The 20,660-nt window shown below is 40.4% G+C and carries 20 protein-coding genes and 1 rRNA gene; 9 read left to right on the top strand and 12 right to left on the bottom strand.

The genetic code is table 11. The features are described 5' to 3' along the window. The 10 genes from JOC74_RS13510 to dnaA form a co-directional block, all read right to left on the bottom strand. Positions 1-238, bottom strand: a 16S ribosomal RNA gene (locus JOC74_RS13510); the annotation flags it as partial. A gap of 224 nt (positions 239-462) precedes the next feature. Further along, positions 463-1,035: an HD-GYP domain-containing protein gene (locus JOC74_RS13505; protein ID WP_082364172.1), complete on the bottom strand. Its 573-nt coding sequence runs from the start codon at positions 1,033-1,035 to the stop codon at positions 463-465. After that, the gene (locus JOC74_RS13500) at positions 947-1,342 is read right to left on the bottom strand and encodes a hypothetical protein (RefSeq protein ID WP_053605046.1); all 396 of its coding nucleotides are present in this window, start codon (positions 1,340-1,342) and stop codon (positions 947-949) included. The genes JOC74_RS13505 and JOC74_RS13500 overlap by 89 nt, the downstream gene beginning before the upstream one ends. 249 nt (positions 1,343-1,591) lie before the next feature. Continuing rightward, a complete protein-coding gene (gene gyrA, locus JOC74_RS13495; protein ID WP_053605045.1) occupies positions 1,592-4,072 on the bottom strand; it encodes a DNA gyrase subunit A in 2,481 nt (826 codons plus the stop codon). Positions 4,073-4,335: 263 nt separating this feature from the next. Then, complete coding sequence (gene gyrB, locus JOC74_RS13490; RefSeq protein WP_053606167.1) at positions 4,336-6,252, bottom strand: DNA topoisomerase (ATP-hydrolyzing) subunit B; 1,917 nt, start codon at positions 6,250-6,252, stop codon at positions 4,336-4,338. A 79-nt stretch (positions 6,253-6,331) separates the two neighbouring features. Next, positions 6,332-6,571, bottom strand: a complete 240-nt coding sequence (gene remB, locus JOC74_RS13485) for an extracellular matrix regulator RemB (RefSeq protein ID WP_053605044.1) — start codon at positions 6,569-6,571, stop codon at positions 6,332-6,334. A gap of 18 nt (positions 6,572-6,589) precedes the next feature. Next, positions 6,590-7,699, bottom strand: coding sequence for a DNA replication/repair protein RecF (gene recF, locus JOC74_RS13480; protein ID WP_211086172.1), 1,110 nt, complete (start codon positions 7,697-7,699; stop codon positions 6,590-6,592). Positions 7,700-7,717: 18 nt separating this feature from the next. Then, positions 7,718-7,933 (bottom strand): ribosome maturation protein RlbA, encoded by a 216-nt coding sequence (gene rlbA / locus JOC74_RS13475; protein ID WP_053605043.1) that lies wholly within the window; start codon positions 7,931-7,933, stop codon positions 7,718-7,720. Positions 7,934-8,073: 140 nt separating this feature from the next. Then, entirely contained in the window at positions 8,074-9,210 is a 1,137-nt protein-coding gene (gene dnaN, locus JOC74_RS13470) for a DNA polymerase III subunit beta (protein WP_211086171.1), read from the bottom strand. 168 nt (positions 9,211-9,378) lie between these two features. Then, positions 9,379-10,722 (bottom strand): chromosomal replication initiator protein DnaA, encoded by a 1,344-nt coding sequence (gene dnaA, locus JOC74_RS13465; RefSeq protein ID WP_053605041.1) that lies wholly within the window; start codon positions 10,720-10,722, stop codon positions 9,379-9,381. Between the two features lie 708 nt (positions 10,723-11,430). Between dnaA and rpmH the strand changes: the two genes are divergently transcribed. The 9 genes from rpmH (at position 11,431) to JOC74_RS13420 (ending at position 19,373) form a co-directional block, all read left to right on the top strand. Next, positions 11,431-11,565 carry a 50S ribosomal protein L34 gene (rpmH, locus tag JOC74_RS13460; protein WP_053605040.1) on the top strand — a complete coding sequence of 45 codons (135 nt, stop codon included), beginning with the start codon at positions 11,431-11,433 and terminating at the stop codon, positions 11,563-11,565. 116 nt (positions 11,566-11,681) lie between these two features. Next, positions 11,682-12,047, top strand: coding sequence for a ribonuclease P protein component (gene rnpA / locus JOC74_RS13455; RefSeq protein WP_053605039.1), 366 nt, complete (start codon positions 11,682-11,684; stop codon positions 12,045-12,047). A gap of 139 nt (positions 12,048-12,186) precedes the next feature. Next, complete coding sequence (spoIIIJ, locus tag JOC74_RS13450) at positions 12,187-12,978, top strand: YidC family membrane integrase SpoIIIJ (protein WP_225970269.1); 792 nt, start codon at positions 12,187-12,189, stop codon at positions 12,976-12,978. Next, positions 12,975-13,616 carry an RNA-binding cell elongation regulator Jag/EloR gene (gene jag, locus JOC74_RS13445; RefSeq protein WP_053605037.1) on the top strand — a complete coding sequence of 214 codons (642 nt, stop codon included), beginning with the start codon at positions 12,975-12,977 and terminating at the stop codon, positions 13,614-13,616. Before spoIIIJ ends, jag begins: the two co-directional genes overlap by 4 nt. 339 nt (positions 13,617-13,955) lie before the next feature. After that, complete coding sequence (mnmE, locus tag JOC74_RS13440) at positions 13,956-15,350, top strand: tRNA uridine-5-carboxymethylaminomethyl(34) synthesis GTPase MnmE (RefSeq protein WP_053605035.1); 1,395 nt, start codon at positions 13,956-13,958, stop codon at positions 15,348-15,350. Positions 15,351-15,367: 17 nt separating this feature from the next. Continuing rightward, positions 15,368-17,254 (top strand): tRNA uridine-5-carboxymethylaminomethyl(34) synthesis enzyme MnmG, encoded by a 1,887-nt coding sequence (gene mnmG, locus JOC74_RS13435; RefSeq protein ID WP_053605034.1) that lies wholly within the window; start codon positions 15,368-15,370, stop codon positions 17,252-17,254. A 13-nt stretch (positions 17,255-17,267) separates the two neighbouring features. Further along, on the top strand, positions 17,268-17,987 hold the full coding sequence (rsmG, locus tag JOC74_RS13430; protein ID WP_053605033.1) for a 16S rRNA (guanine(527)-N(7))-methyltransferase RsmG: 720 nt from the start codon (positions 17,268-17,270) through the stop codon (positions 17,985-17,987). A 114-nt stretch (positions 17,988-18,101) separates the two neighbouring features. After that, positions 18,102-18,959, top strand: a complete 858-nt coding sequence (gene noc / locus JOC74_RS13425; RefSeq protein ID WP_053605032.1) for a nucleoid occlusion protein — start codon at positions 18,102-18,104, stop codon at positions 18,957-18,959. Positions 18,960-19,016: 57 nt separating this feature from the next. After that, positions 19,017-19,373 carry a hypothetical protein gene (locus tag JOC74_RS13420; protein ID WP_053605031.1) on the top strand — a complete coding sequence of 119 codons (357 nt, stop codon included), beginning with the start codon at positions 19,017-19,019 and terminating at the stop codon, positions 19,371-19,373. Positions 19,374-19,418: 45 nt separating this feature from the next. Here the strand turns inward: JOC74_RS13420 and JOC74_RS13415 are convergent, their stop codons facing one another. Both JOC74_RS13415 and JOC74_RS13410 read right to left on the bottom strand, forming a co-directional pair. After that, positions 19,419-19,658 (bottom strand): DUF2651 family protein, encoded by a 240-nt coding sequence (locus JOC74_RS13415; protein ID WP_053605030.1) that lies wholly within the window; start codon positions 19,656-19,658, stop codon positions 19,419-19,421. Between the two features lie 220 nt (positions 19,659-19,878). After that, positions 19,879-20,178 (bottom strand): YnaG family membrane protein, encoded by a 300-nt coding sequence (locus JOC74_RS13410; RefSeq protein ID WP_053605029.1) that lies wholly within the window; start codon positions 20,176-20,178, stop codon positions 19,879-19,881. Between the last annotated feature and the right edge of the window lie 482 nt (positions 20,179-20,660).

The raw sequence follows: 20,660 nt of genomic DNA, 5'->3' as shown, positions 1-20,660 counted from the left end.
ATCTGTAAGTGGTAGCACAAGTGCCACCTTTGATCACAAAACCATGCGGTTTCGTGACGCATCCGGTATTAGCCCCGGTTTCCCGGAGTTATCCCAATCTTACAGGCAGGTTACCCACGTGTTACTCACCCGTCCGCCGCTAACCTTTCGGAGGCAAGCCTCCAAAGGTCCGCTCGACTTGCATGTATTAGGCACGCCGCCAGCGTTCGTCCTGAGCCAGGATCAAACTCTCCAATAAAAGTTTGACTGACTACGCATAGTCGCCTATGCGATTTTTTTAAAACATTTAGAATTAACAGGTACGTTTGTCTTGTTTAGTTTTCAAGGAACTTTTTTCGCCGCTCTTAAAGCGACCATATAAATATATCATCTGTAAAAATAATAGTCAACAACTTTTATAAAAAAAATTAGATTTAAAAAAACTTGCCCTTATTTTATGTAATCAATCGATAAATCATTTCTCTAGCTTAAAGAAATGATCTCTTCATTAACACTGATGAGCGGTCGTGAGAGAGAGTCGTTTTCGTGAAAAACGATTTCTCCTATTTTCCCGTTAGAAAGAACAATAGTAGAATGTTTTAAAGAGTTCATTATGAATATAGTGATTCGCTTCATTACAGCTTCATCATAAAAAATCAGATGCTGCCTCGTAAAGTTCTCAAAAGACATCAGCCAATTTGAATCATTTCTCTTATTTTTTTCTATAAAAAAATCAATAACCGCTCGAGAACCTGAAAGGATTTTACCAAATAAATGAATTTGATCTCCTTTGATAGATAAAGGATATCCGCTCCCATTTATAAGCTCATGATGCTGAAGGATTGCAACCTTTGCTTTTTGCGATATCACCGAAGCGTTTTCTAGCATTTTACAGCTAAGGGCCGGGTGTTTTTTGTAGAGAGCATCAACCTTCCTATCTCCGTGCGAAAGCTGGGATATCCCACAATCAGATAAATAGCCAGCCAATGCAATTTGTACAATATCTCCCCGATCCATTTGCATTTTTGCTGCCGTAATTGCTCCAAGTAGTGCCATACAAATGGAATCTGTGCAGGTAATCCTTCTCTTTCAATTGCAAAAGCTTCTTAAAAACCTTCTCAGGGGATGATAACGACAAATCAACCAACGGCAAAATCGCTTTACGAGCAGAAAAGACATCAACCTTACTCCCTGCTTGCCAAGACATAAAATCCTTTTCGTATGCTTTCACAGTTATCGTAAATTCTTTATCAAAGTCCGACGGCTGATGATTTTGCTCTTTTTCAGACGTATCAACCGGAGCTGCGCTTTCATTATCTATAAGAAAAAACAGCTGAAGCATCGTGATATGTTCCTCATCCAACACTGTTCCTTTTTTTTTAAAAAGGAATGGACGAATAAAGAAAAATATCTTGATTAAGAGTATCTCCCGACTGAAGGCGGTCATTCAACATAAACAAACATTCCTTTCAACATAGAAATGAAATCGAATAATGAGAAAAAAGACCTATATATTTATACATATTATATAAGAAAAAATACCCAATGTCTTTACTTGGTATCTTTATTCCCGACAAAAAAGAGCCAGGAATCATCCTGGCTCTTTTCTTCTTTATTCTTCTTTCGCTTCAATTTCTTCAGCCGTTTCTTCTTCCAGTTCTTCATTTTTTTCAACCAATGCAACTGTAGCAACATGCTCTTGCTCGCCCAAACGGATCAACCTGACCCCTTGAGTTACACGGCCGGTCTGAGAGATATCATTGATATCCATACGGATAATCACTCCGCTGGCTGTAATAATCATCAAGTCCTCTTCCCCGTTTGTCGCTTTGACAGTAATGAGAGAACCGTTATTTTCCGTTATCTTACACGTTTTAAGCCCTTTTCCTCCACGGCTTTGAACTCTGTAATCTTTTGCAGGAGTTCGTTTTCCATATCCCTTTTCCGTTACGATCAAGACATGGGAATCTTCTTCTAGAATCTCCATTCCAACGACTAAATCATCTTCAGAAAGACTGATGCCTTTGACTCCGGCAGCTGTTCGGCCCATTTGGCGGACATCGGTTTCATGGAAACGGATCAGAAGCCCGTCTTTTGTTCCAATAATGATATCCTTTTTGCCATCTGTCAGCCGAACCGAAATCAGCTCATCATCCTCCCGAAGGCCCAGAGCAATCAACCCGTTATTTCGGATGTTGGCAAACTGGGAAAGCGTCGTGCGTTTTGAAATTCCTTGCTTCGTCGTAAAGAAAAGATAAGACGAATCATCAAACTCAGTCACAGGAATAATGGCATTAATCCATTCTCCTTTTTCAACTTCTAACAGATTGATAATCGGAATCCCTTTAGCCGTTCTGCCGAATTCAGGGATTTCATATCCTTTCGCTCGATAAACCTTCCCTTTATTTGAAAAGAAAAGTATCGTATCGTGCGTGGAGGTAGAAATAAGATGTTCAACAAAATCATCTTCGTTTGTTCCCATCCCTTGAATTCCTTTTCCTCCGCGTTTTTGACTGCGGTAGGTTGAAGAAGGGAGACGTTTAATGTAGCCATTGTGAGTAAGCGTGAGAACAATATTCTCTTGTGTAATTAAATCTTCATCTTCGATCGCTTCAATTCCCGCGGTGATAATTTCAGTTCGCCGCTCATCATTAAAGCGCTCCTTGATTTCAATGAGCTCTTCTCTGATAATTTCCAGAACCTTTTCTTCATTGGCGAGGATTTCTTTTAACTCCGCGATCAAGGCAATTAATCCTTTATACTCATCTTCAATTTTTTCTCGTTCAAGTCCAGTTAAACGCTGCAAACGCATATCCAAGATGGCTTGAGCCTGTTTTTCTGTTAATGAAAATTGCTCGATCAAGCCATTTTTAGCGATATCCCCTGTTTGAGAACCTCTGATAAGTGCAATCACTTCATCAAGGTGATCAAGTGCAATTCGCAATCCTTCGAGAATGTGGGCCCTTGCCTCGGCTTTTCTTAACTCAAACGCTGTCCGCCGTTTAATGACAACCTTTTGATGTTCCAAGTAATAAAAAAGACACTGCTTCAGGCTTAACACCTTCGGCTGTCCGTTAACAAGCGCCAAAAGATTGATTCCAAAAGAAGTTTGCAAAGCCGTTTGCTTATACAAATTATTTAAAAGCACATGGACGTTTGCATCTCTTCGTAATTCAATGACAATTCTCATTCCGTTACGGTCTGATTCATCCCTGAGATCAGTGATCCCATCGATTTTTTTGTCACGGACTAGATCGGCTATCTTTTCGATTAATTTGGCTTTGTTTACCTGATATGGCAGCTCTTTTACGATAATAATCTGTTTTCCGGATGCTGTTGTTTCAATTTCCGTTTTTGCCCGGAGTGTAATGGATCCCCGGCCGGTTTCATAGGCCTTGCGAATACCGCTTCTGCCGATAATCTGTCCGGCTGTCGGAAAATCAGGGCCAGGAATGATTTCCATCAGCTCTTGTGTGCCGATTTCTGGATCATGGCTGACTGCCAAAACTCCGTCAATGACTTCTCCAAGCTGGTGAGGGGGAATGTTTGTTGCCATTCCGACTGCAATTCCTGACGCACCGTTTACAAGAAGATTTGGAAACCTTGACGGCATGACAATTGGTTCTTTTTCCGCACCATCGTAATTGTCCTGATAATCAATCGTGTCTTTCGTAATATCGCGCAAAATTTCCATCGCGATTTTTGACATCCGCGCTTCGGTGTAACGCATCGCTGCAGCAGAATCGCCATCTACCGATCCAAAGTTACCATGGCCATCCACCAGCATATAACGATAGTTAAAATCCTGTGCCATCCGAACCATTGAATCATAAACGGCCACATCACCGTGGGGATGGTATTTTCCGATGACTTCCCCAACAATACGTGCAGATTTTTTGTATGGTTTGTCGCTGGTCATACCAAGATCGTTCATGGCATACAATATTCTTCTATGCACAGGCTTCAGTCCGTCGCGGACATCCGGGAGAGCCCGTGAAACGATAACACTCATCGCGTAATCTAAAAAGGACGTACGCATTTCTTGGCTAATATTAATTCCGGTCACTTTCGGTGTGTTATTTTGCTCACTCATAAAAAAAACCTCCCTAAAGGTTTACGTGAAATGACGGGAGCAGAAGTAAATTCCATTCATTTCATTCTTATCTTTCGTGCATAAAACGTCTATTCTTCATTATATCAATAATCTCGTACTTATACACCTCTAATTGATAGAATATCAACAATTTCAAGATTTTTTAAGCTTCTATCAATAGATTCCACCTGGTTTTTAATAAAACAGGAGGCAACTCAGGAAATCAGCATGAGGCTTTTATCCCTGAATCACCCCCTAAAATATTAGATATCTAGATTTTTTACATATTGCGCATTTTCTTCAATGAAATTTCGGCGTGGTTCTACCTTGTCGCCCATTAACATTTCAAATGTTTCGTCTGCATCCATTGCATCTTCCAGCGTCACCTGCAAGAGGGTTCTGGTTGATGGATCCATCGTCGTTTCCCATAATTGGGTAGCGTTCATTTCACCTAGACCTTTGTAGCGCTGAAGACCCGGCTTCGGCGTTTGGGGCAAGTTGCTAAGGACCACTTCCAATTGCTTGTCATTGTATGCATATTCAATGCGCTTGCCCTGTTGAATTTTGTATAAAGGCGGCTGGGCAATGTAGACATATCCGCTTTCCAGAACTTGACGCATGTATCTGTAAAAGAACGTAAGGAGCAGCGTTCGAATATGCGCTCCGTCAACATCAGCATCCGTCATGATGACAACTTTATGGTATCGTGCTTTTTCAATATTGAAATCTTCTCCGATACCCGTGCCAAGTGCTGTAATCATGGAACGAACTTCATTATTCGAGAGAATTTTATCAAGCCTTGCTTTTTCCACGTTTAAAATCTTACCCCTTAGAGGCAGAATGGCTTGAAAATGCCGGTCTCGGCCTTGCTTAGCAGATCCCCCAGCAGAATCCCCCTCAACAATATACAGTTCAGAAATCGAGGGATCCTTTGAAGAACAATCGGCGAGTTTTCCTGGCAAGTTCGATATTTCCAGCGCACTTTTCCGTCTGGTCAGCTCACGGGCTTTTTTTGCCGCCATTCGAGCTCTTGCTGCCATAACACCTTTTTCAACAATTTTCCTTGCTGAATCAGGATTTTCAAGCAGGAAGGTTTCAAACGCTTCAGAAAACAGGTTATCGGTAATTGTTCGTACTTCAGAATTTCCGAGCTTCGTTTTTGTCTGTCCCTCAAATTGAGGATCGGGATGCTTGATACTGATGATCGCTGTTAAGCCTTCCCGAACATCGTCGCCTGTCAAATTCGGATCATTCTCTTTGAAAACGCCATTTTTTCTGGCGTAATCGTTAATCACTCTAGTTAATCCGGTTTTAAAGCCCGATTCATGAGATCCGCCTTCGTACGTATTAATATTATTCACGAAGGAATAAATATTGCTGGCAAAGCTGTCATTGTATTGCAGAGCCACTTCGACAACAATGTTATCTCTTTCCTTCTCAATGTAGACAGGCTCTTCATGCACGACTTCTCTTTTTCGGTTTAAATGGGCAACGTAGCTTTTAATCCCGCCTTCATAGCAATATTCTTTTTTTTGTTCTTGTCCTTCGCGCGTATCTTCAATTGTGATTTGGACACCTTTTGTCAAAAACGCCAGCTCACGAACACGATTCGCAAGCGTATCAAAATCATAGACAATTGTTTCTTTAAAAATTTCCGGATCAGGAGTGAAATGAGTGATAGTACCGGTCACATCGGTTTCACCAATAATTTTAAGATCAGCTTTAGGTACTCCTCTTTCATACTCCTGATAATGAACGTTTCCATCTCTGTGGACGGTGACATCCAGACCTGTTGAAAGTGCATTTACCACAGAGGCGCCAACCCCATGCAGTCCGCCGGAAACTTTGTACCCGCTTCCGTCAAATTTTCCGCCGGCGTGAAGAACGGTCATGATAACTTCGACTGCCGGTCTCCCCATCTTTTCCTGAATCCCTACAGGTATCCCTCGTCCGTTATCCTTTACCGTAATGCTATTGTCTTTTTCGATGATCACATTGATTTCATCGCAGTATCCAGCAAGTGCTTCATCAATACTGTTGTCAACAATTTCCCAAACTAAATGATGCAGCCCTTTGGCACTGGTAGAACCAATATACATCCCAGGTCTTTTTCTTACAGCCTCAAGACCTTCCAGTACCTGTATTTGATTTTCATCATAATTATTGTTTTGCTGTTCCATTGCCATGATCATTCACCTACTCTTTTCTTGAACATATGTTTCAAAGAACTTTCGTCTGCCAACACGTGAAAGACCGCCTCTACAAGTGAGGGATGCATGATGCACGCTTTTTTAAGGTTCTTGATGATAAAGGGGACAGGTACACATTTTTTTCAGTCACAACAAATGACCGGGGCGATCCGCCTGCAGTAGAAATTATTGTTTCGGCGTGCCCGTTTAAAAAATCTTCGACAATTGGAGAATTATTTATTTTGAAATCAAAGATTGCAACGATATCCCGAATGGGAACGACAATGTCATCACCTATATGGATATACACGTTCCTACCCCTTTTCTCTTAGGTTAGCATTCCATTATCGACACGATAGATTGCCGCTTCCTTCAGTGTTTCATGGTCAATTCCTTCAATACTGGTAGTTGTTACAAAAGTCTGCACGCGGCCTTGAATCGTATTGAGCAGATGTGATTGTCTGTAACCATCAAGCTCTGACAAGACATCGTCCAATAAAAGAATAGGAAATTCGCCAATTTCCTCCTCAATTAGGTCAATCTCCGCCAGCTTCAGAGATAGCGCTGTTGTCCTTTGCTGCCCCTGAGATCCGTACGTTTGCACATCTCGTCCATTCACATAAAAAAGAAGATCATCCCGATGGGGGCCGGAAAGCGTTATCCCCCGGTCAATCTCTCTCTTTTTCAAACCGGAAAAAATTTCTTGATATCTTGTAATCATTTTCGACAAATCCGGAGCATCTGATACATCAAGCGACGTTTTGTAGTCAAGAGCGAGCTCCTCCAGCCCTCTTGAAATGCCCAGGTGAATCGGTTTTGCCCATTTTTCCAGCTGAATAACGAACTCAAGACGTTTCGCGACAACCTTTGCTGCTGTTTCAACCAGCTGCTCTGTCAGGACATCGAGCATCGTTTGATCAGATTCTTTTTTTGTTTGCAGAAGCTTTAACATGTGGTTTCGCTGAACCAGGATCTTCTGGTATCTGGAAAGGTCATGCAAATAAACAGGAGAAACCTGGCCGATTTCCATATCAAGAAACCGTCTCCTTACTTGCGGGCTTCCTTTGACCAAGTTTAAATCCTCAGGCGCAAACATAATCGTATTAAAAGCTCCGATATAGCGGCTGAGTTTTTGCTGCTCAATATGATTAACTTTTCCTTTTTTTCCTTTTTTCGAAATAACTAACTGAATCGGAACGGGGCCGTTTCTTTTTATGATCCGTCCTTCTATTTTAGCATACTCTTGGTCCCATTGGATGAGTTCTTTATCATTTGATGTGCGATGGGACTTCGCCATAGCTAGAACATAGATCGATTCCATTAAATTTGTTTTTCCTTGAGCATTTTCTCCTATGATGACGTTCACTTTATTTTGAAACTCAAGTGAGACGCGGTCGTAATTTCGGTAAGATGCTAACGCAAGACTCTCGATATGCAATCCTTTTTTCACCCGCCTCTAATTGACAACTTGAAATGATCCGACTCCCTCAATGTCTACCAGATCTCCGACATAAAGCTTACGTCCTCTTCGGTTATCCGGTTCGCCATTGACCAAAATTGTATGCTCTGACAAAAACCATTTGGCCATCCCGCCAGATTGAATAACCTCCGCCAATTTTAAGAATTGGCCGAGCGTGATCATATTTGTATCAATGGATACTGGATTCGCCATTTTATCGACCTCTTTCAAATATCACTAATTATTCATTATACTAAAAAAACGGAAAACAAGAAAATGAGAATTTTGGAAGATAAAAACGAAAAAACACTTTTTAAAAAAAGTTGCCAGCTTTAGCTGCCGGCAACCTTGAATTAGTATGTTCGAACAGGAAGAATCAACTGCACTATTGATTCATCGTTCGGGGTGCGAATTAAAAACGGGCGCATAGGGCCTGAAAAACTGATATGAATTTCTGTGCCCTCTAATACTTTTAGCGCATCAAGCATGTATTTCGGGCTGAATGATATATTTAACTCTTCACCGTCGAAGCTCTCAGACACGACGGATTCAATTACTTTTCCGATTTCAGGAGAATTCGATGAAATTTCAACAATTTTGTCAGGATTTGCCGATAGTTTTACTACGTTATTCCTTCCCTCTCTTGCCAGCAATGAAGCACGATCAATCGCTTGTAAAAACTCCTTCGTATTGACAATAAAATCTGTATTGCTTTCCTGTGGAATCAGCCTTGATGTATCTGGATAAGTCCCATCTAGCAGCCTGGAGAAAAACAGGATATTTTTCGTTTTGAACAACACTTGAGTATCCGTAACAACGATATCTACCAGCTCCCTGCTGTCATCCAATATTTTGCTCAATTCGGTCAGGCTTTTCCCAGGGATCACGACGTTATAGGATTCTTCATCCCTCAGCTCAAGAGCAGCTTTTCTATAAGCCAAGCGGTGGCTATCTGTTGCCGTGCAAAACAATTCATTATTCCCGATCTTCCAGTTTACACCTGTCAAGATAGGGCGTGTTTCTGAGGTGGACACAGCGAATACCGTTTGCCTGATCATATTTTTCAGTAGATCAGTCGGAATTTGAAAGCCGTGATGCTCTTCTAGTTGAGGCAGCAGTGGATATTCCGATGCATCCAGTCCATTAAGGCTGAATTCAGCTTTCCCTGACCGGATAATCGTTTCATGCTGATTTTGAACTTCAATTTCTACGATAGACATCGGTAATTTTCTTACGATTTCACTGAAAAAGCGTGCTTGTAAGACTATGCTTCCAGCTTGATGAATCGTAACGTTCTCGTTTTCTTCCTCAATGCATGGAATAAAGGATTCAATCGAAATATCTGAATCACTTCCAGTCAATGATACACCCTCAGTAGAAGCTTCAATTTTTATCCCGGTTAAGATAGGAATGGTTGTCCGAGATGAGACAGCCTTTAATACACTTTGTACGCTTTCTACCAGCCGATCTTTTTGAATCGTGAATTTCATGATTCTCCTCCTTGATGATATATATATATTTATATTAAAAAAATAGTAGAAGTAATAGTAGGGCATGTGGATTTGTGGATAAGTACGCAGAGGGAAAGGAAACACAGTCTATCCACATGTGGATAGACTGTGTATGACCATGCGTTTTTTATTCACACTTTTCCCAACTTATCTTAATTGTTCTCTAATCTCTTTTACTTGTTGCTGCAGCAATTCATCATTGCTTAATAGCTTTGAAATTTTTTCATGGGCATGAATGACGGTCGTGTGATCGCGTCCCCCAAATTCTTCCCCGATTTTCGGTAGAGACGAGTCTGTCATTTCTCTTGATAGATACATAGCAATTTGTCTAGGGAATGCGACAGACTTTGTCCGTTTTTTTGCTTTGAAATCTTCAAATTTTATATTAAACTGCTGGCCGACAATCCGCTGTATGTCTTTAATTGTAATCACTTTAGGCTTAGAGGAAGGAATAATATCCTTTAATGCTTCTGCGGCAAGATCCGCATTAATATCTTTATTGATTAAAGACGAATATGCGACGACCCTGATGAGTGCGCCTTCCAGCTCTCTGATATTGCTGTCGATTTGATTGGCGATATACAACATCACTTCATTTGGAATATCAAGCCCTTCCGCCTTTGCTTTTTTCCGCAAAATAGCGATCCTTGTTTCCAAATCCGGCGGTGTAATATCTGTGATCAAACCCCATTCAAAGCGGGATCTGAGTCTGTCTTCAAGAGTCGGTATTTCCTTTGGCGGACGGTCGCTGGAAATGACTATTTGTTTGCTTTCATCATGCAATGCATTAAACGTATGAAAAAATTCCTCTTGTGTTTGTTCTTTCCCTGCCAAAAATTGAATATCATCAATCAGCAGCACGTCTACATTTCGATATCGATTACGGAAATCTACGGCTTTATTATCTCTGATGGAATTAATAAACTCATTCGTGAATTTTTCTGAAGATAAGTAAACAACTTTTGCAGAAGGATTATGGTCCAATACATAATGGCCAATGGCATGCATCAAGTGCGTTTTGCCAAGCCCTACTCCCCCATAGATAAACAACGGATTGTAGGCTTTAGCAGGTGCCTCGGCCACTGCCAAAGAAGCAGCGTGGGCAAAGCGGTTTCCTGATCCGATAACAAATGTATCAAAGGTATATTTCGTATTCAGCATGTTTTGCGGAAATTCAGATTGCTCGTCGTCCTTGGGCATATTCTTTATCGGAGCTTTTGGTGCGATGTTTTGTTCTTCCTGATTTTGCGGAATCACAAACTTAATGGCCAGCTCCTCGCCTGTTAAATCAAAAATCGTCTCGGCTACTAAACCTAAGTATCTTGAATTCAGCCAATCTCTCGCAAATTCGTTTGGAGCAGTTATGGTCATTGTGTCTCCTTGAAGAGAATGGGCTTTTGTTGATTTCATCCATGTTTCAAAGCTCGGTTTGCTTAATTTCCCCTCTATTTTTTCAAGAGCCTTATTCCATAATTCTGATATATTTTCCATGTATTAAAGCGTCCCTCCTTTTTTCAAAATAACCAAGCAGCTACTGTTATATAACACTAAAAAATAACAACATTTAACCCTATTTACGTCAGAAAGCCCCCCTTGTCTATGTAAAGAAAAATTTCAAGGGATGAACTGTACGTAAAACCAGGGTTTAGTGGGAAGAATGAGCATTGTATAATAATTGAGTTATGCACATCAAATGTTGAAAAGAGTATAATATAGTAGAAAAATGTCTTTTAAACTTATTAACACCTTTGTGGAAAAGCTAGTCCTCACCTTGTTAAAAAACTTTCCACAAATTATTCACACTCTGTGGATAAAGTCAAAACTGCATCCAGTTGTTAAGAGTGAAAACACAAATATAATATCAAAATAAAGCTTGAGTTGCAATGGGTGATCTCAACTTATCCACACACCAAACATCCTGTTGATCTTTTTTTGTCCACACTAGTTAAGAATGTGAAAATCTTGTTTAAAACACAAAAAAACGTCGAAATGCGTCCGGAAAGATATCCACAGTGGATAATAGAGATAAATGATCTTTCGACATGGAGAAAAAAAGGGGTTTCTTATTGTCACCCGATGTGATATTCTATATGGGTTACAAATTGGGGAAGTTGACAGTAAAGTGGTGCCAACCATATAATATATAAGACTGTCTTAAGCAGAATATACTCAGTCAATCCTCGAGGGAGGTGTCGTAAGATGAAAAGAACGTTTCAACCAAATAACCGTAAACGCAGCAAAGTTCATGGCTTCCGCAGCCGTATGAGTTCCAAAAATGGACGTCAAGTATTAGCACGCCGCCGCCGTAAAGGTAGAAAAGTGTTATCAGCCTAGGCCACTGAATCCTAATCAGTGGTCTTTTTTACATAGAGGAATACTGGATAAATGCAGCTGGCTGCTCTTCATCCGTCATTTTCTCTGAAAAGCTTGATATCGGAGTGAAGAACGTCATGAAGAAAAAAAACCGATTGAAAAAAAATGAAGAGTTTCAAACTGTATTTCAACGAGGAAAGTCGATGGCAAACCGCCAGTTTGTGATATATATTCTTAACCAGCCGAAGCTGGACGAGTTTCGAGTAGGACTGTCCGTCAGTAAAAAAATTGGCAATGCAGTTACTAGAAACCGGATAAAACGGCTGATCCGCCAGGTCATTCTTGAGGAAAAGGACAAATTGAAATGCAAAAACGATTATGTCATCATTGCTAGAAAGCCTGTGTGCGACATGTCTTATGAAGAAATCAAAAAAAGTCTTCAACATCTTTTCAGAAAATCATTTGTTTATCAATCTGATAGAGGACGTGGCGATAAAAATTGAAAACTTTCATCTTTTTGAAGTAAAGCGCTTCCTCGTGGATTTATCTTATACAATGAAGAGCAATTGGGCACAAATGATGATAGAATACAGGTTAGAAACAGACTTTAATGGATCCACATTGATCAGGTAGGAGGAAAAGTTGTTGAAAAGGCGAAATTTGTTATTGCTAGTTTTAGTTGGGGCATTGATACTGCTTGCCGGTTGTACTCAACTGAATGAGCCGATTACATCTGAAAGTACAGGATTTTGGGACCAATATATTGTTTATCCTTTATCACAAGTTATTATCTTTTTTGCAGAATTAATGGGAAATAACTACGGACTCTCTATCGTTGTTGTTACGATATTAATCCGTTTGCTTATATTGCCGTTAATGCTTAAGCAGCTCAGAAGTTCAAAGGCTATGCAGGCTTTGCAGCCGGAAATTTTGAAGCTTAGAGAAAAATATAGCTCGAAGGACCAGAAAACACAGCAAAAGCTGCAGCAGGAGACAATGTCTCTTTTTCAAAAGAATGGGGTCAACCCGCTTGCAGGCTGCTTTCCTATTTTAATTCAAATGCCTATTTTGCTTGGTTTTTATCAAGCGATTATGAGAACCCATGAAATTAGTAACCATAACTTCCTATGGTTTGATTTGGGAGACAGAGATCCGTTCTTTATACTTCCTATCGTAGCGGGGATTACAACGTTTACTCAGCAAAAGCTGATGATGGCAGGAAATCCTGCAACATCACAAAATCCGCAAATGGCGATGATGTTATGGCTGATGCCGATTATGATTGTTGTTTTTGCGATCAATTTCCCGGCTGCACTTTCACTTTATTGGGTCGTAGGGAACTTGTTTATGATCGGTCAGACGTTTTTAATTAAAACGCCTGAAGTTAAGACAGACACCACACCGCAAAAATCAAAAGGAAACGCAAAAAAATGAAGGAGCTGACTGCTACTGGACGTACCGTCGCTGAAGCAGTAGATTCCGCATTAAAAAAATTAGACGTAAAAATAAATGATATCGAATATGAAGTGATTGATGAAGGGAAAAAAGGGATTTTTGGACTCTTCGGCCATAAACCTGCCGTCGTAAAAGTCATCGAAAAACCTTCTCCAATCCTCGCAGGTAAAAATTATTTGGAACAAATCGTGAATCATTTAGAAATAGAAGCCGAGATCACTGCTTTTGAAAAAGAAAATGTAGTGAGCTATGAGATCAAAGGCAATCAAACGGCGCTTTTGATAGGAAAAAGAGGACAGACTCTCAATGCTTTGGAAACCTTGGTCCAGATGGCAATCAATCGCGTATCCGAAAAATACTTGCAAGTGACCGTGGATGCCGAAGGATACCGGGAAAAAAGAAAAAATACGCTTATTCAATTGGCCCATCGAATGTCGGATCAAGCGATGAAGCAGAAAAAATCCATTCAGTTTGAACCGATGCCGTCAGCAGAAAGAAAAATCATTCATAAAGCACTTTCTAATGACCAGAGGAATATCGAAACATATTCCGAGGGTGAAGGGCGAAATCGCCATGTCGTTATTTCATATAAAGGGAAGAGCGGTTCGAACAATTAAATAGTATGAGAGATACCGGAGCTTTGCAAATGCAAAAGCTCCTTTTTTTTTATAGAGAAAAAAGCATTTCACTGAGAGTAATTATAATTTTTCCCGGTATGATTGAATCAGATCCGTTTAAATTTTCGCTTTTTAGGTGTAAGCTGTTGATAAAAGAAATGGAGCGTAAAAAATATTGTTATTCACATGTGGATAAGTTAAAGTGGTAGAAGTGCAGATTTTTAAAAGGTTCCCTCCTGTGGATAATTTGAAACAGAAACACATTTATGGTATCTTTAAGTGTTGATTGACCAAAAAATCAATTTTTTTTATATAGATAGAATGACAAAAAAGAGGTGAATGAAAGTGGCTGAAGCGGATACGATTGCTGCCATATCGACACCGATGGGTGAAGGTGCAATTGCTATAGTAAGGCTAAGCGGACCGGAAGCATTACCGATCGCAGACTATATTTACAAAGGACCCGGAGAAAAAAAACTTAGCTCCGTGGATTCCCATACCATTCATTACGGACATATTGTCGACACGGAAACGAATGAAACGATTGAGGAAGTCATGGTTTCAGTATTAAAAGCCCCGAGAACTTTTACACGGGAAGATGTCGTTGAAATCAATTGTCACGGCGGAATTGTGACTGTCAATAAAGTTCTTCAGCAAGCTCTTAAAAACGGAGCAAGGCTGGCGGAACCAGGGGAATTTACGAAGCGTGCATTTTTAAACGGGCGGATCGATCTGTCTCAAGCGGAAGCCGTCATGGATTTAATTCGCGCGAAAACAGACCGCGCCATGAACGTGGCAATGGGGCAAATGGAGGGGAAGCTCTCCAAGCTCATTACACAGTTGAGGCAGCAGCTTTTAGAAACTCTTGCCCATATTGAAGTAAATATTGATTATCCGGAATATGACGATGTGGAGGAAATGACTCATCGAATTTTAGTAGAGAAAGCAGCCTTTGTCCGCAATGAAATTGAAGGCCTCCTTCAAACCTCGTCACAAGGAAAAATTCTTCGAGAAGGTCTTTCTACAGTGATCATCGGGAGACCGAATGTCGGAAAGTCATCTCTTTTGAACAGCCTTGTCCATGAAACGAAAGCGATAGTTACAGATGTACCCGGTACGACGAGAGATGTGATTGAAGAGTATGTCAATGTCCGGGGTGTGCCTCTTCGTCTTGTTGATACCGCCGGAATTCGTGAGACTGAAGACATTGTCGAACGAATCGGCGTTGAACGGTCAAGACAGGTGCTGAAGGAAGCGGATTTGATTATGCTTGTCTTAAATTACAACGAGCCATTATCTGATGAAGATATCAAGCTGTTTGAAGCGACTAAAGGAATGGACAGGATTGTGATCGTCAACAAAACGGATCTTTCGCAGGTGCTGGATATGGACCGTGTCCGAGATCTGGCTGAAAACCGCCCTGTCGTTACCACCTCATTATTGAAGGAAAAAGGAATCGATGAATTGGAATCCGCGATTCAGTCGTTATTTTTTTCTGGAGGGATTGAAGCAAAGGACTTAACGTATGTCAGCAACTCCAGGCACATTTCGGTTCTTCAGGAAGCAAAATCGGCGATCAACGATGCATTAAATGGAATTGACCAGGATGTACCGATTGATATCGTTCAAATCGATTTAACCAGGTGCTGGGAGCTGCTGGGGGAAATCATTGGCGACACCGTGCACGAAAGCTTAATTGACCAACTGTTTTCACAGTTTTGTTTAGGAAAATAAAAAAAGGAGGAATTCGTATGTCCTATGAAGCAGGCAATTTTGACGTCATTGTCGTGGGCGCCGGACATGCCGGCGTTGAAGCAGCCCTCGCTTCAGCAAGGCAAGGGGCAAAAACCCTTGTTTTGACGATTAATTTGGATATGATTGCATTTATGCCTTGCAACCCTTCCGTCGGCGGTCCCGCTAAAGGGATTGTCGTCCGTGAAATCGATGCATTAGGCGGAGAAATGGCAAAAAATATTGATAAAACGCACATCCAAATGCGTCTTTTAAATACAGGTAAAGGACCAGCTGTGCGCGCACTTCGAGCACAAGCTGATAAATTTCAATATCAGCATGAAATGAAAGCAACAATGGAAAATGAGCCTAATCTAACCCTCCTTCAAGGAATGGTTGATCGTCTGCTCATTGAAGACGGAGAATGCCGCGGTGTTATTACGCAAACCGGAGCAATCTACCGCTCAGCCTCTGTTGTTCTTACGACTGGAACCTTCCTAAGAGGGAAAATCATTCTTGGCGATCTTTCTTATTCAAGCGGTCCGAATAACCAGCAGCCTTCTATTAAGCTGTCTGAACATTTGGAGGAGCTTGGATTTGACCTAGTTCGTTTTAAAACAGGGACCCCACCAAGGGTAAACAGCCACAGCATTGATTACAGCAAAACAGAAATACAGCCGGGGGATGACGTTCCACGCGCTTTTTCATATGAAACTGTCGAGTATATTACGGACCAGCTTCCATGCTGGCTCACATATACTAGTCCGGAAACTCATGAAATCATTGATGACAATTTGCATCGTTCACCGATGTATTCAGGAATGATTAAAGGAACAGGGCCAAGATACTGCCCTTCGATTGAAGATAAGGTGGTACGATTCAACGATAAGCCAAGGCACCAAATATTCCTTGAGCCGGAAGGAAGAAATACGAAGGAAGTATATGTTCAAGGATTGTCAACCAGCCTTCCTGAAGACGTTCAACAAAAAATGCTTTCCACTATTCCGGGTCTTGAAAAAGCACAGCTAATGCGCGCCGGCTATGCGATTGAATACGATGCAATTGTACCGACTCAGCTTTGGCCGACGCTGGAAACGAAAAAAATCCCTTATCTCTTTACTGCCGGTCAAATCAACGGAACATCAGGGTATGAGGAAGCAGCTGGACAAGGAATTATGGCCGGTATCAATGCGGCCAGAAAAGCGCTCGGCAAGGATGAAGTGATTCTAAGTCGTTCTGAAGCTTATATCGGCGTATTAATCGATGATCTTGTGACAAAGGGGACGAATGAGCCATACCGGCTGCTAACCTCACGTGCAGAATATCGATTGCTATTGCGTCATGACAATGCTGATTTGCGCCTAACGGAAATCGGTCATCGGATTGGCTTAATTTCTGATGAAAGATATAATAAATTTTTAGAGAAAAAAGCCGCGATCGAAGAAGAGAAAAAGCGGCTGCTATCAACAATCATTAAACCATCTGCTGAAAATCAAGAATACATCCGCTCACTCGGAGGAAGCGAGCTGAAGGATGGAATTCGGGCATCAGACTTATTGAAACGTCCGGAAATGACTTACGAAACAGTCACGAAGCTTGCTCCGGGGGATCAAAACCTTAGAGAAGATGTAAAAGAGCAGGTAGAAATTCAAATCAAATATGAAGGCTATATCGAAAAATCACTGCAGCAGGTTGAGAAGCTGAAGAAAATGGAAAACAAAAAGATACCGGATCGATTGGATTATGACGCCATCCGCGGGATTGCCACAGAGGCCAGACAGAAGCTGAAAGAGGTTAGACCGCTTTCTGTTGCCCAAGCTTCACGCATTTCCGGAGTGAACCCTGCAGATGTATCCATTTTGCTCGTCTATCTTGAGCAAGGAAGAATAGCGAAGGTAGCAGAATAGAAAGGATGTCCGCATGAAAATCGATCAGTTTTCCTCCAGCCTCGAAGAGAAGGGGATTTCTCTTTCTCCCCGTCAGCTGGAACAGTTTGACGATTATTACAGCTTGCTTGTTGAATGGAATGAAAAGATGAACCTGACAAGCATCACTGACAAAGAAGACGTATACCTTAAACATTTTTTCGATTCGATCACCGCAGCCTTTTATTTTGACTTTAATAAGGTTAAAAGCGTATGTGATGTGGGCGCTGGAGCCGGGTTTCCAAGCATTCCGCTTAAAATCTGCTTTCCTCATCTCGAGGTAAGCATTGTCGATTCGTTAAAAAAACGAATTACTTTTTTAGAAGAGCTTTCTTCGGCCCTCGGGCTCACTCATACTGCTTTTTATCATGATCGCGCCGAAACGTTTGGCCAAAACAAAAACCACCGTGAAAGCTACGATTTGGTTACCGCACGTGCGGTTGCCCGTCTTTCTGTCCTTAGTGAGCTTTGTTTGCCACTCACCAAAAAAGGCGGAATATTTATGGCTTTAAAAGCCGCTTCGGCTAAAGAGGAGCTCGCTGTCAGCAAAAAAGCAATCTCGCTCCTTGGAGGGAAACAACAAGACACTCACTCCTTCCGTCTTCCGATTGAAGAAAGCGAACGGACGATTATTGTCATTAGTAAAGTAAAGGAAACACCGAAAAAATATCCTAGAAAGCCTGGATTGCCCGGGAAATTACCGATTGAAAGCTAGTTCTCCTTTTCGCCTTGAAATCCGTTTATTCTGCAAAATTCAAGACTTTACGGAAGGAAAAAACATGAGAAAATAGAATTAGTAAATGGGAGTTTCGAAAGGTGGCGTTGGTTCATGAAGCATTCATTCTCTCGTCTCTTTGGAATTGGTGAGAAAGAAGAAGAGGAAGCGGAGTTGTTTGCAGAAGAAACAAATAAAGAAGAAATACAAGAAATAGAAGTCGATGCCATTGTTCCGAATCGTTTTCAGCCCCGCACCATTTTTTCGGACGAAAAGATAAACGAACTGGCTACAACTATTCATACCCATGGCATTATCCAGCCGATTGTCGTTCGTAAGACAGAAGACCAGTCAACCTACGAGATTATCGCTGGTGAAAGACGCTGGCGGGCTGTGAAATCACTTGGCTGGGATAAAATTTCCGCCATTGTTAAGAATTTTAGCGATACAGAGACAGCTTCCGTTGCGCTAATAGAAAATTTGCAGCGTGAGGAATTATCATCAATTGAAGAAGCACATGCGTATGCTAAGCTTTTGGAACTTCATGATTTGACGCAGGAAGCACTTGCCCAGCGGCTGGGAAAAGGACAGTCGACTGTTGCTAATAAGCTGAGGCTCTTAAAGCTTCCGGAAGAAGTCCAGCAAGCAATTCTTCAAAAGAAAATAACCGAGCGCCATGCACGTGCTCTTATTCCATTAAAAGCTCCTGAGCTGCAGCTAAAGCTTTTGGAAGAAATGGTCGAAAAAAATCTGAATGTCAAGCAAACCGAGGACCGTGTCGTGAAGATGCTTGAACAGGACAAGCGGAAGCCAAAGCCAAGAAGAAAAGCATTTAGCAGAGACACGCGTATTGCCATGAATACAATTCGGCAGTCGTTATCTATGGTTGAAGACAGCGGAGTAAAATTAAATACGGAAGAAGAAGAATTCGAAGAGTATATCCAGTTAACGATTCGAATTCCGAAGAAGTAAAGCTCTCCAGCTGATATGGAGAGCTTTTCTTTTTAATTACTGAAGATTAGAGGTGGCATGTGTATACACAAAGAGATTGAGAGTATTTTAGACAATTGGATTGAAAAAACCAATAAAAATGAATTTTATCTCGCCCACTCATTTGATAAACTGATTAATCGTAAAAACAGTGCGGAAGCATTTGAATATATTTCACAAATGATAGATGCGATAGTAGAAACAAACGAGGATTTTATCGCTTCCCTATTGATTTTTTATTTGAATTGCCTTTATGAAAAAGCAAACACAACTGAAATCCATCCTTATCTTTCATCTAAAATAGAGCAATTAGAAGTACATATTTTTCATCTTCAAGGTGAATATTCGAAACGTGAATATCAAGAATTCAAAAGAGATGTAAGATTACTAAGATAACTGTGTTGGATCAGACTAAGCATTATATGTATCTACACGTACTTTTTAACTTTTCACAGTATACCAAGTTGCTGTACTTGTTATTAAAGATATTAAAGGAAAGATGCCGATCCATATAAAAAAGCTGCTATCCCCATTTGCCATCACATACAGAAAAAGAATGGTTAAAATCAGAACAAGAAGGGGTGCGATCCAAATTTTTTTCGCAATCAAAAAACCGATAACTCCAAGAAGTGCAGATGTGATAGGGAAAACAATGAGAATAAGAAACATTGCATTCAGCATATTAGCGACCTTCCTTCACCTTAATAGGAGCACAGATAAGAAAAAAATTCCTTGTAAAATCATTATATAATATCCTAATTTTGGTTGGTATATTTATTTTTAAATTTTCAATCAATTCTGAGAAAAGAGATGAGCTGTTTTTTTATCAATTTATGATTTCAACCTAAGACCCATCTTTGTATACTCTTAATTTTATTTTTTTTGACAAAGTATCAGTGATTTATACTCCATAAAGAGAAACGGCGATGATATTAAAGAGTATTGGGAAGAAATACAATACGATATTACATACAATTCCCACTAAAGATGGCTTATCTTTGTATTTTCGATACAATATAAATCCAAGAAGTGCTCCTATTGGACAAAAGTAAAATGGCATAATCATTGGCAGCCCTTGAATTTTTAAAGGTATGAATCCAGTGAAAAAGTTAACTATTAACAATATTAATGCAAATGGAATAATGATTGAAATCGTTGATATCATACTATTTTTTCTTTCAACATGTTTCCTGTCTCTCATAGAAATCCTCTCCAATTATTTGCAAAGTAACTTTATTCTAAAACAAAAACAAAATGGCGATGAAAACAAGTGCGAAAATAGGATAATAACGGAAAAAATTCTTTCATCCTCTTTTTTGCCGAAATGATCGGTTTATGATAGAAGCTATAATACGTTTACGAATCATAAGCGAATTGGTTCCCGCTGAATCAATGCTGTTTTTTTGGCCAGTAATATCGATACTGATATCATCTCATCCTCTGGTGCTCTGTCTTCAGAAGAAATTATATAAGAATAACAATAACTAAAAAACAGTAAAAGGGATATAAAGGTAATTAGTAAAAAAACGCAATCGAAAAAAACTGAAAAAGAGGAAGGGACAAATTTGGTGCGGAAAAATTGAAAATAAAAAGATACAATTTCAAATGGTCGAATGGCAAAAATCGCTTAAATCACAGAAATTTCTCTAAACGAGTCGAACAATAAATGAAAAAATAAAACTT

Origin of the sequence: Bacillus capparidis (assembly GCF_017832095.1) — a bacterium.
In the GTDB taxonomy this organism is placed as follows: Bacteria; Bacillota; Bacilli; order Bacillales; family Bacillaceae; genus Bacillus; species Bacillus gobiensis.
The sequence above is the reverse complement of the archived record's forward strand: the minus strand, read 5'-3'. Positions and strand labels throughout refer to the sequence as shown.